At 64.1% G+C, this 11,501-nt stretch carries 11 protein-coding genes and 1 other RNA gene; 5 read left to right on the top strand and 7 right to left on the bottom strand.

All coding sequences use genetic code 11. The features are described from left to right. Window positions 1-39 precede the first annotated feature (39 nt). Together E1809_RS05105 and rnpB are read right to left on the bottom strand one after the other, a co-directional pair. Complete coding sequence (locus E1809_RS05105) at window positions 40-1,533, bottom strand: glyceraldehyde-3-phosphate dehydrogenase (protein WP_133203130.1); 1,494 nt, start codon at window positions 1,531-1,533, stop codon at window positions 40-42. 257 nt (window positions 1,534-1,790) lie between these two features. Further along, an RNA gene (gene rnpB / locus E1809_RS05110) (RNase P RNA component class A) lies at window positions 1,791-2,182 on the bottom strand. A gap of 56 nt (window positions 2,183-2,238) precedes the next feature. Between rnpB and E1809_RS05115 the strand changes: the two genes are divergently transcribed. Continuing rightward, window positions 2,239-3,003, top strand: coding sequence for a YaaA family protein (locus E1809_RS05115; RefSeq protein ID WP_133203131.1), 765 nt, complete (start codon window positions 2,239-2,241; stop codon window positions 3,001-3,003). On the opposite strand, the gene E1809_RS05120 is transcribed toward E1809_RS05115, so the two are convergent. Then, complete coding sequence (locus E1809_RS05120) at window positions 3,004-3,741, bottom strand: zinc ribbon domain-containing protein (RefSeq protein ID WP_133203132.1); 738 nt, start codon at window positions 3,739-3,741, stop codon at window positions 3,004-3,006. Between the two features lie 69 nt (window positions 3,742-3,810). Then, entirely contained in the window at window positions 3,811-4,734 is a 924-nt protein-coding gene (locus tag E1809_RS05125; RefSeq protein ID WP_133203133.1) for a Nif3-like dinuclear metal center hexameric protein, read from the bottom strand. A gap of 147 nt (window positions 4,735-4,881) precedes the next feature. Between E1809_RS05125 and msrA the strand changes: the two genes are divergently transcribed. The 3 genes from msrA to epsC all read left to right on the top strand — a co-directional run bounded on the left by msrA (window position 4,882) and on the right by epsC (window position 7,052). Then, window positions 4,882-5,406: a peptide-methionine (S)-S-oxide reductase MsrA gene (gene msrA, locus E1809_RS05130; RefSeq protein ID WP_133203134.1), complete on the top strand. Its 525-nt coding sequence runs from the start codon at window positions 4,882-4,884 to the stop codon at window positions 5,404-5,406. Window positions 5,407-5,481: 75 nt separating this feature from the next. Further along, a complete protein-coding gene (gene cysK, locus E1809_RS05135; RefSeq protein WP_133203135.1) occupies window positions 5,482-6,417 on the top strand; it encodes a cysteine synthase A in 936 nt (311 codons plus the stop codon). Between the two features lie 50 nt (window positions 6,418-6,467). Continuing rightward, window positions 6,468-7,052 (top strand): serine O-acetyltransferase EpsC, encoded by a 585-nt coding sequence (gene epsC, locus E1809_RS05140; protein ID WP_133203136.1) that lies wholly within the window; start codon window positions 6,468-6,470, stop codon window positions 7,050-7,052. Here epsC and E1809_RS05145 read toward each other — a convergent pair. After that, window positions 7,049-7,882 carry an oxidoreductase gene (locus tag E1809_RS05145; protein WP_133203137.1) on the bottom strand — a complete coding sequence of 278 codons (834 nt, stop codon included), beginning with the start codon at window positions 7,880-7,882 and terminating at the stop codon, window positions 7,049-7,051. The two genes, epsC and E1809_RS05145, sit on opposite strands and share 4 nt — an antisense overlap. A 143-nt stretch (window positions 7,883-8,025) precedes the next feature. Beyond that, window positions 8,026-9,462, bottom strand: a complete 1,437-nt coding sequence (gene gndA, locus E1809_RS05150; RefSeq protein ID WP_133203138.1) for an NADP-dependent phosphogluconate dehydrogenase — start codon at window positions 9,460-9,462, stop codon at window positions 8,026-8,028. 232 nt (window positions 9,463-9,694) lie between these two features. Here gndA and E1809_RS05155 point away from each other — a divergent pair, with 232 nt between their 5' ends. Continuing rightward, window positions 9,695-10,423, top strand: coding sequence for a FadR/GntR family transcriptional regulator (locus tag E1809_RS05155; RefSeq protein WP_133203139.1), 729 nt, complete (start codon window positions 9,695-9,697; stop codon window positions 10,421-10,423). 44 nt (window positions 10,424-10,467) lie between these two features. Here the strand turns inward: E1809_RS05155 and E1809_RS05160 are convergent. Further along, a partial coding sequence (locus E1809_RS05160; RefSeq protein WP_133203140.1) for an L-idonate 5-dehydrogenase occupies window positions 10,468-11,501 on the bottom strand: 1,034 nt, incomplete at its 5' end.

Here is an 11,501-nt window from a genome sequence, read left to right on the forward strand (position 1 = left end):
CAGACTCCGCGCCTTGACTACTGGGCGCTCCAGGAACAGCTAGACGCCGGCCGTGGCGAGGGAGGCGGGCACTTCGGCCGCCACAGCATCGCGCGCGGGGAAAGACGGCGGATTGACGCCGGCCATTTCTTCCATGACACGCACTACCTGGCAGCTGTAGCCGAACTCGTTGTCGTACCAGACGTAGACCACGAGGTTCTTGTCGTTGGCAATCGTCGCCAGGCCATCCACGATCCCGGCGCGGCGCGAGCCGACGAAGTCCGTGGAGACGACCTCGGGGGAATCGATGAAGTCGATCTGCTTGCGCAGGTTCGAGTGCAGCGACATCTCGCGGAGGTAGTTGTTGACTTCTTCCTTGGTGGTTCCCTTTTCGAGGTTCAGGTTCAGGATCGCCATTGAGACATCCGGGGTAGGAACGCGGATGGCGTTACCCGTCAGCTTGCCCTGGAGTTCCGGCAGGGCCTTCGCCACTGCCTTGGCCGCGCCGGTTTCCGTGATGACCATATTGAGCGCAGCCGAACGGCCGCGACGGTCGCCCTTGTGGAAGTTGTCGATCAGGTTTTGGTCGTTCGTGAACGAGTGGACGGTTTCCACGTGGCCGTGGATCACTCCGAACTTGTCGTTGAGCGCCTTCAGCACGGGCGTGATGGCGTTCGTGGTGCAGGAAGCGGCGGTGATGATCTGGTCCGTGTCCTCGATCGAGCCGTGGTTGATGCCGTGCACGATGTTCTTGAGCGCACCCTTGCCCGGAGCGGTCAGCAGGACGCGTGCGACGCCCTTGCTCTTCAGGTGCTGGGACAGTCCTTCTTCATCGCGCCAACGGCCCGTATTGTCCACCACGAGTGCGTTGTTGATGCAGTAGGCCGTGTAGTCGATCGTGGCGGGGTTGTCCGAGTAGATGACCTGGATCTCCACGCCGTTGGCGGTGATGGTGTTGGCTTCCTCGTCCACGCGGATGGTGCCTTCGAAGGAACCGTGGACGGAGTCGCGGCGCAGCAGGCTCGCACGCTTCACCAGATCGTTCTCCGCGCCCTTGCGGACAACGATGGCGCGCAGTCGAAGCCCGTGGCCGCCGCCTGCCTTTTCGATCAGGAGGCGGGCGAGGAGCCTGCCGATGCGGCCGAAACCGTAGAGGACGACGTCGGTGCTGGTGCGGTCGTCCGCGCCGCGCTTTCCGACGATCTCGGCGAGTTCGGCACGGAGGAAGTCGTCCAAGGAAGTGCCGGCGGCCTCGGCCTTGTACTTCTCATTGAGGCGGGCAATGTCAATGGCGGCAGCGCCAAGCTCGAGGCCCGCGAGGACATTGAGCAACGGTGCTGTTTCTTCGAGCGGAAGTTCGGCGTTGCTCATCCGGCGGGCAAAGCGGTGGGCTTTCAGGATGTTCATCGACGACTTATTGATGAGGCTGCGTCCGTGGATGCTGGTGACCACGTTGTTTTCACGGTAAAGCCGGCCGATCACCGGGATCATGGCTTCAGCCAGCGCTTCGCGGCTCATCCACGTATCAAGACAAGAATCTGATGACTGGCTCACAGAACTACCTTCCTAGGGTCAGCTACATACGCCCTCGTACATAGTTGGCGGCCGCCCGGAGTAATCCTGCGGCACTGGCATCGGCGGGACTTCGGTCTGCCCGGACACCTCGAACGTTGCAAGGAAAAACCGCCGGCTGCGAACGCAGACCCGGCGGTGGAACTTCTACGTTCAGTGTCCATTCTAAAGTCAGGCAGGCAGCGCTTTGGCCGCGGGAGCGCGTGAATTCACTCACATGGCAACCCCGGCGCTCATGGTGGATGGGTTGGCCGGTACGCCGGGTTCTGTGTTCCCCTGCCGTTGCCAACAAGGGAGTGGCGACCATCCATCTACGAACGCCGTTGCCGACGCCCTCCAGCGGCCTACCCGGACACTCGGGCGGGCAGCCCTCAATCGTGTCCTGTCTGGCCTTGCTCCGGGTGGGGTTTACCTAGCCTCCGCGGTCACCCACGGAGCTGGTGGTCTCTTACACCGCCGTTTCACCCTTACCTGTTGCCTGCCTGTGCGGACACAAGCAAGCACGGGCGGTCTGTTTTCTGTGGCACTGGCCTGCGGGTTACCCCGAGTGGGCGTTACCCACCACCCTGCCCTGTGGAGCCCGGACGTTCCTCGAGCCACTTGCGTGGCGCGCGGCCGCCTGGCCAACCCATCCGCCGTACAGTCTACCGGCGCTTGGCCCGGCGCTCTGACCGCTAATATCGTCAGGTGCTGATTCTCCTCCCGCCTTCCGAAGGCAAGACACCTGCCGTCAAGGGCCCCTCCGTCGATTGGGAAGCGCTGAGCTTTCCGGAGCTCAACAGCTACCGCGCCAAAGTGCTCGACGCGCTGGGACTGGTGAGCGCACACGAAGACGCCTTGGCGTTGCTGGGCGTCGGAGCGTCCCTCAAGGACGACGTCGAACGCAACACCCGCCTGCACGCTGAACCGGCGGCACCCGCCCACCAGGTGTACTCAGGGGTCCTCTACGACGCTCTCGGCTACCGAAGCCTCACCGCGGCACAGCGGCGCAAGGCCGCCGAATCGATCCTCGTCGTCTCCGCGCTGTGGGGCGCCATCGGGTTCGGCGACCGGGTGCCCGCCTACCGCCTGTCCATGGGAACGTCACTGCCCGACGTCGGACGCCTCGCCTCCTTCTGGAAGCCGCAGCTCACGCAGGCCCTCGCCGCCCGCGTGGAAGGCGAACTACTGGTGGATTGCCGGTCCAGCACTTATGCCGCGGCGTGGGTTCCGCCCGCCGCCCAAACGGTCTCCGTGAACGTGTTTTCAGAGGCCAACGGCAAGCGCACCGTCGTCAGCCATTTCGCCAAGCACACCCGCGGCGAACTAGCCCGTCACCTGCTGAGCCGGCGCGGCAAGGCTCCGTCCACCCCGGAGCAACTCTTGAAGGCCACGGAAGAAGCCTGGACGGCCGAACTGGTAGAGGGCACGGCCCGCAAGCCGCACAGCCTCAACATCATCCTCCGCGCCTAGCTAGTTCCATTCGGCGGAGCGCACCAGGATGCAGCCGGAGTCCGGGCAAAAGACGATTTCGTCCTCCGCGGCCGCTTTGACTTCGGCGAGGTCTCCGGGACTGAGGGTCATCCCCGAGCCTTCCGATTTGCCATGGAACAGCCGCGCTGCCCCGACTCCCCGCTTTGCGAGGGTCCGTTCGTAGATCGCGAGCATGCCGGCGTCGAGACCTTCGGCGAAGCTGCTCCGCTCGGCGTGGAAGGCAGCTTCCTCGGCCGCAATCTCCGCTATGGCTTGGTCAAGTTCCGCACGGATCCCGGAAAAAGAACCCTGGATGTCGTCGACAATCTGCTGTTGGGCAGCTTGGCTCCCCCGCAGGGAGTCCAGCCGTTCGAGGATTTCCAGCTCGACGTCTTCGAGGTCGGAGCGGCGTTTGTTCAACGACGCAATATCGTTCTGCAGCGCGACCAAGTCCTTCGAAAGCCCCGTGCCGCTGTTCAACCGGGCCTCGTCCCGCTCGATGCGGCCGGCGACCTGCTCGACGTCGGACTCGGACTTACGCAGCTCGGCTTCGGCGTCGTGGACGGCCAGTTTGGCGGTCCCCAGTTGCCCGTTGGCAATTGTAAGGGCGTCCTGCAGATCGACGATGCGGGGATCGTTTTCCAAAACACGACGGCGATTGGCCAGCGATTTGAGCTTGGCGTCCAACCCCTGCAGCTCAAGCAATTTCAACTGTTCCGCCGGTGCTGCCTTGGCCACGCGCTTACCTCCGCTTGATCGCGCCGGGTGAACTTCACTCCGGCCGGGCCAACGGCCCGTTTCTCGACTCTAGTCGCCGGCGGGAGTCAGAATGAAGTCCCACGGATCACTGTTGGTGGTAGCGACCCGGATCTCCACCTCGTGCCCTTGATCGGTGAGCACATTGCCGAGGGCTTCGGCCGCCGCCGGGAGCCACAGCCATTCGCTCGCGAAGTGGGATACGTCAATGAGGTACGGCCTGCTGTCGACGGCGGCCTCCCTGGCCTCCGAGGCGGGGTGGTGGCGCAAGTCGGCCGTGACGTAGACGTCGGCATGGCTTGCCCGTACGGCGTCGAAGAGGCTGTCTCCCGCCCCGCCGCACACTGCGACACGGCGCACGAGTCCGTCCTTGTCACCAGCCACCCGCACTCCGCCGGCCACGGCGGGCAGGACTTCGAATACACGTGCCGCGAAATCGCCCAGGGTCATGAGTTCGGGAAGGTCCCCGACCCGGCCGATGCCCTCTTCCGGCAGTCCGTGCGCCGCCGGAGCCAAGGGCACCACGTTCTCCAGGCCGAAGGCGTCAGCAAGGACGTCCGAAACACCGCCGACGGCGGAATCGCCATTGGTATGAACGGTCAGGAGGCCGGTTCCCGACTCGATAAGGCGATGCACCGCCAGGCCTTTGGCGCTCGTGGCCGCTACCGAAGTGACTCCCTTGAGGAGCAAAGGGTGATGCGTGACGAGTAGCCCGGCACCCCATTCGATGGCTTCATCGATCGCCTCGAGAGTCGGGTCCACGGCGAACATGATCTTGGAAACCGCGGCGGCGGGGCGTCCGGCCACCAGTCCGACCTCGTCCCACTCTTCCGCGAGGGACTCCGGCCAAAGCTCTTCCACGGCAAGCAACACCTGGCCGAGGTTCGGGATTCCCGTTCCTGGCGTTCCGGCTGCACCGTCTTCCGGCTCTTCCCCGGACCCTGCATCAGTAACGGCGGTGTTTACAGCTTCCATGCCTTCCATTCTTACCCATTCCGGAGGAAGGACACGCGTACGCCCTCCTCCGGCTTCAAGACCGGGTACCGCTCAACGCGGGTGCGACGTCATACTCCCGTAAGTTTGTGCGGGAATCATCCAGCGTCCCCGGCCATTGAAGAGATCATGAAAACCTTTGTACTTGGCGGTGGCTGCTTCTGGTGCCTTGATGCCGTCTACCAAAAGACCAAGGGCGTCACGTCCGTCGTCTCCGGATACACCGGCGGCCACGTCCGCAACCCCGACTACTACGACGTCTGTTCCGGAATGACCGGCCATGCGGAAGTGGTTGCCGTGACATTCGACGAAGACACCATTCCCGCCGACATCGTGCTGGACATGTTCTTCGCCATGCACGATCCCACAACGCTCAACCGGCAGGGATACGACGTCGGGACCCAGTACCGTTCATCGATGTTCTACTCCACAACGGAAGAGAAGATCCTCTTCGAAGAAGCCATCCTCCGTAACCAGGAGCTGTGGTCGAAGCCGATTGTGACCGAGGTTGTCCGGCTTCCGGAGTTCTACGAAGCCGAAGCGGTCCACCAGAATTACTACGCGAAGTACCCCGGACAGGGCTATTGCCAGGTCATCATCAACCCAAAGCTCGCCAAAGCCAGGAAATATTACTCTTCGTGGCTCCGCGCGTAGCAGCGTTTAGCACCGCTCGTTAGGCTGACCTCAGCAGTAGCTATTTCAGCGAATTCAGAGAATAGGCATGAATACATGGCACGGATCTACGACGACGTCACCCAGCTGATCGGCGGAACCCCTTTGGTCCGCTTGAACCGGCTCACCGAAGGCCTCGAAGCCCAGGTTGCCGTGAAGCTGGAATTCTACAACCCGGCCAACAGTGTCAAGGACCGCATCGGCGTGGCAATCATCGACGCCGCCGAGAAGTCCGGTGCGCTGAAGCCGGGCGGCACCATCGTCGAAGGTACCTCCGGCAACACCGGAATCGCGCTCGCACTGGTGGGCGCAGCCCGCGGCTACAAAGTCATCCTGACCATGCCGGAGACCATGTCCACCGAGCGCCGCGTCATGCTTCGCGCCTACGGTGCCGAGATCGTCCTGACTCCGGGCTCCGAAGGCATGCGTGGCGCCGTCGAAAAGGCCCAGGAAATCGTCGCCAACACCGAGAACTCGATCTGGGCCCAGCAGTTCGCCAACGAAGCGAACCCCTGGATCCACCGCACCACCACGGCAGAAGAAATCTGGGCGGACACCGACGGCGCAGTGGACATCTTCGTTGGCGGCGTGGGCACCGGCGGTACCATCACCGGCGTCGGGCAGGTCCTCAAGGAGCGCAAGCCTGAAATCCAGGTAGTCGCCGTTGAACCGAAGGACTCCCCCATCCTCAACGGCGGTGCTCCCGGCCCGCACAAGATCCAGGGCCTCGGCGCGAACTTCGTGCCGGAAGTCCTTGACACCAACGTCTACGACGAAGTGCTGGACGCCACCCTCGAAGACTCGGTTGCCACCGCCCGTGCGCTCGGCACCAAGGAAGGCATCCTCGGCGGCATCTCGGCCGGCGCGGCCGTGTGGGGGGCCTTGGAATTGGCAAAGCGTCCCGAGAACAAGGACAAGCTCATTGTTGCGGTGGTTCCCGACTTCGGCGAACGTTACATCTCCACCGTCCTTTTTGACGACATTCGCGGCTGATTGCGGACTCCGCTCCACCGCTTTCTTTCATTTCCTGTAGAAAGGTCTTTGTGAGCTTCTTCGCAAGGCTGAGGGAAGACCTCGAGGCCGCCCGGTCACATGACCCGGCGGCCCGGGGCTCCTTTGAGAACTTTTTTGCGTACTCCGGGCTGCATGCCATCTGGGCGCATCGCCTGACCCATAAGTTGTGGCAGAACCCGGACCTCCGGTTCCCCGCGCGGCTTATCTCCCAACTCGCCCGGTTCCTGACCGGAATCGAGATCCACCCCGGAGCCACCATCGGCCGGAGGTTCTTCATCGACCACGGCATGGGCGTGGTCATCGGCGAAACCGCTGAAATCGGCGAAGACGTCATGATCTACCACGGCGTCACCCTTGGTGGCCGCTCCTTGGCCAAGGTCAAGCGCCACCCCACCATCGGAGACCGCGTCACGATCGGTGCCGGCGCGAAGGTCCTTGGACCCATCACCATTGGCGCGGACAGCGCCGTGGGTGCCAACGCCGTCGTCGTCAAAGACGCTCCGCCGGAGTCCATCATCACAGGCGTCCCTGCAACCTGGCGCCACCGCGACGCCAAGAGCGAAACCAAACCGGCGGTGGACCCCGCCGAGTACTACATCGAATACCGGATCTAGCCGGAAAAGCGAACGTAGGCGTTCCAGAAGACCGCGTCGAAGGCGCGGTCCGGAAGGATGCGCCGCAAACCCAGAATGGTCCTGGCTCCCCTGCCCACCGGGTATCGGGTCCTGGGCCGACGTGCCGTGGCGGCGTGGAGCACTGCTCCCGCCACGGTCCGCGGGTGCGTGGAAAGAGCAGTTCCCGACGTCGACGCCAAGGCCGCCGCGACAACGCGCGCCTGCTCCCTGTACGGACCTTCACCGGAAACCGCCAGCAACCCCTCACCGGCGATCGTGCCCCATTCGGTGTCCGTACCGGCAGGCTCAATGATGGCGACATCGATCCCGTGCGGCTTCAACTCAAGGCGCAGCGAATCACTGAGGCCCTCGACCGCAAATTTGCTCGCGTGGTACCAAGCGCCCAGGGGCTCGTACATTTTGCCGCCGATGGAGGAGACATTCACGATCCGGCCGGACCCGGCGGCCCGCATCGCGGGAACCACCAATTGGCTCAGCCTGGCGAGCCCGAAGACATTGACCTCGAATTGGCGGCGCCCCTCGTCCAGCGGTACCTCCTCGAGCGAACCATAGGATCCGTAGCCGGCATTGTTCACAAGGACATCGATCCGTCCCTCCTCGGCAAGGATGAGATCCACCGCGGCCCGCATGGAGTCTTCTTCGGTGACATCGAGGGACAACACCTTGATCCCGGCAGCCCTCAGGGGCTCCATCCGTTCGACCCTTCGGGCACCCGCGTAGACCAGGAGTCCGGCCTTGCGCAGCCGCAGGGCCGACTCGAAACCGATTCCGGTTGATGCACCTGTCACGAATGCTACTCGTTTCGGCATGGACTGCTCCTTGTCTGCGAACGGTTGAGGCCCGGCCGACTTTGCAGCGTACGGCAAAGGCCGGCGCCTCCCACAGTATCGGGGAAGCACCGGCCTTGTCAGGAGTGGAGCGGGGCAGCCCGCTCCACTCCTCCAAATGTGCGTCAGTGAGTGTCGACGGCCGAAATTTCGGACTTGTCTTCGCTCCAGAGGGTGTGGAAGGTTCCTTCGGCGTCCACGCGGCCGTAGGTGTGGGCTCCGAAGAGGTCGCGCTGTCCCTGGATCACGGCGGCGGCCAGGCGCTTGCGGCGCAGTCCGTCGTAGTAGGCCAGCGAGGAGGAGAACACCGGTACCGGGATGCCAAGCTGCACGGCGGTGGCCACGACGCGGCGCCAAGCCGGCAGCGCTTCGGCGATTGCCTTGGTGAAGGCCGGGGCGAACAGCAGGTTCGCCGGCTTCTGCTCGGCAGCGTAGGCGTTGGTGATTTCCTTCAGGAGTTCGGCACGGATGATGCATCCGCCACGCCACAGCGAAGCGATCTCGTCCAGCTTCAGCTCCCAGCCGTATTCCTTCGCGGCGGAGGTCAGCATGTCCAGGCCCTGGGCGTAGGAGACCAGCTTGGAGGCGTAGAGCGCCTGGCGGACGTCCTCGACGAAGTTCTCCGGAACCTCGACGGCGATTTCCTCACCGGCGAGCAGTTCCTGGCCCAGCTTGCGCTGTTCGGCCTGGGAGGACAGCGCACGGGCGAAGACGGACTCCGCAATGCCGGAGACCGGCGAGCCCAGCTCGAGGGCCGAAATCACGGTCCAGCGTCCGGTGCCCTTCTGGCCAGCGGCATCCACGACGACATCCACGAACGGCTTGCCCGTCTTGGCGTCCACGTGGCCCAGGACCTCGGCGGAGATTTCAATCAGGAACGAGGCAAGCTCGCCCTTGTTCCACTCGGCGAAGATCTTGGACTGCTCGGCGGGTTCGATGCCCGCACCCGAACGCAGGAGGTCGAAGGCTTCACCAATGACCTGCATGTCGGCGTATTCGATGCCGTTGTGGACCATCTTCACGAAGTGGCCGGCTCCGTCGGTGCCGATCCAGGCGCAGCACGGCTGCCCGTCGACCTTCGCGGAGATCTTCTCCAGCAACGGGCCCAAAGCGTCGTAGGATTCACGCGAGCCGCCCGGCATGATCGAGGGGCCGTTCAAAGCGCCCTCTTCACCGCCGGAAACCCCGACGCCCACGAAGTGCAGGTCCTTCTCCGCCAGGGCTGCTTCGCGGCGGCGCGTGTCCTCGTAGTGGGAGTTACCGGCGTCGATCACAATGTCGCCCGGTTCCAGCAACGGCACCAACTGATCAATTACTGCGTCCACCGGCTTGCCGGCTTTGACCATGATCAGCACCCGCCGCGGCTTCTCCAAGGAATCCACGAGCTCCTGCAGGCTCTCCGTACGGATGAAGTCCCCGTCGGAACCATGCTTGGCCAACAACGCATCCGTCTTTTCCACGGAACGGTTGTGCAAAGCAACGGTAAAACCATTGCGAGCCAGGTTGCGCGCCAAGTTGGCGCCCATCACTGCAAGGCCAGTCACACCAATATGTGCAGACATCAAAACTCCAATTCTTCGTGTGCATCGAGTCCTGCTCAGCGCGAGGAAACGTTTTCCAAAGCAACAGCTGGAATAAACCATACGTATTTAATCGGCATCCTGGGAAGCTGCTGTCCACGTTTCGGAACGCCCCGCGTCACAAAAGAGTCTATGTGCGGAGACCGTCCCGTGCGGAGCCGATACTCGTGGACGGCGCCCGGTGGCGCCTGGCGGCGCCATTATGCTTACGACTATGTCAACCAGTCTCCACTTCCGCGCCATCGAGCATTTGGGCACCCGGATCGTCAGCGGAAAGCTCCCAACCGGCCACGTCATGCTGGCCGAACACCTCGAGGACGAGCTCAAGGTGTCGCGATCTGTGGTCCGGGAAGCCGTCAGAGTGCTGCAGTCCCTCGGACTGGTGGAGACCATCAAACGGGTTGGCATCAGGGTGCTTCCGGCACACCGGTGGAACCCCTTCGACCCCATGGTCATCCGCTGGCGTTTGGCCGGCGAAGGACGCGGCGCCCAGTTGCGCTCGCTCGCCGAACTCCGTTTCGCCGTCGAGCCCGCGGCAGCGGAACTTGCAGCGGAAAACGCTCCCGGCACCTTGCGGAGCGAATTGGTGGAGATCTCCCTGGCCATGCGCGAGGCCGGCCGGGCCGGCGATATGGCCACCTTCCTGGAACTCGACATCCGCTTCCACGCCTTGGTGCTCTCGGGCTCCGGCAATGAGATGTTCGCCAACCTGATCGGCCAGGTCACCGAGACACTCACAGGCCGGACGGTCCACGGACTCATGCCCGAGCACCCCAAGGAAGCCGCGTTGCAATGGCATGTGGAAGTGGCTCAAGCCATCAGCGATGGCGACGGCGACAAGGCGCGCGAGGCCTCGTCGAGCATCATGCGCGAGACCATCGCGGACCTGTCCCCCGGCTGGGCAGGCCAGCCGAGGGTGTTTGTTCCGGTCGAGCGGCGCTGACAAGGAACGCCAGCGCCGCCCACACGGTCAAAAGCCAGCGAACCCTACGCGACCGGACCGAAGTTCAGGAGGACTTTGCCTGACTCGGCGGAATTCTTGGCCACTTCGAAGGCTTCAAGGCCATTGTCCAGGGTGAATTCGTGCGTGACCACGGGGTCGACGTAGAGCGAGCCGTCCGCGAGGGCGGTGATGACGTCGTCGATCTCGTCGTTGAAACGGAACGAGCCGAGCAGTTCGAGTTCGCGCGTGATCGCCAGGGAGATGAAGACCGGCTGGGGACCGGAGGGCAGCAACCCGACCATGACCACCTTGCCGCCGCGCACGGCGCCCTTGATGGCCGATGCCAGGCCAAAGTGGCTGCCGGAGGATTCAATCACGACGTCGGCTTCCACCGCCGCGATCGCCTCGGCGTCGTCGCCCTTGAGGACCTCGTCGGCGCCGACCGCGCGGGCAATCTCCAGCGGCTTGTCGTGCATGTCCACGGCCACGATCCGGGACGCACCCGCCCGCTTCAGGACAGCGACTGCCAGCGCACCGATCGGCCCGCTTCCGATCACGAGCGCGGTCTTGCCTGCCACATTGCCCGCACGGGATACGGCGTGCCAGGCGACGCTGGCCGGTTCCACGAGGGCGGCAGTGCGCAGGCCCAACGTTGCGGGAAGGGGCCGGAGCATCCGGGAGGGCAAGGCCGCGTAACGGCTGAAGGCCCCGTCGGTGTGCGGGAAGCGTGCCGCGCTGCCAAGGTAGGTGCAGCCCGGGGACAGGTTCGGCCGGTCCTCGGGGTACTTCGCAGCACCCGGGCCCGGGGTGGCCGGGTGGACCGCCACCGGGGTCCCGGCCACCGGACCGGTTCCGTCGGCCGCTTGCTGCACCACGGTGCCCACGATCTCGTGTCCGAGCACCAGGGGCGCCTTCAGGATCGATTCGCCCGCTGCTCCATGGAGCCAGTAGTGCAGGTCCGAACCGCAGATCCCGCCGTAGGCGATCTCGACGACGGTCTGATCGGCAGCAGGTGCCGCAAGTTCGATGTCCTCGATGCGCAGGTCACCCGCGGCATGCGCGACGACCGCGGGCGTGG

Source organism: Arthrobacter terricola (assembly GCF_004354015.1).
Lineage (GTDB): Bacteria > Actinomycetota > Actinomycetes > Actinomycetales > Micrococcaceae > Arthrobacter > Arthrobacter terricola.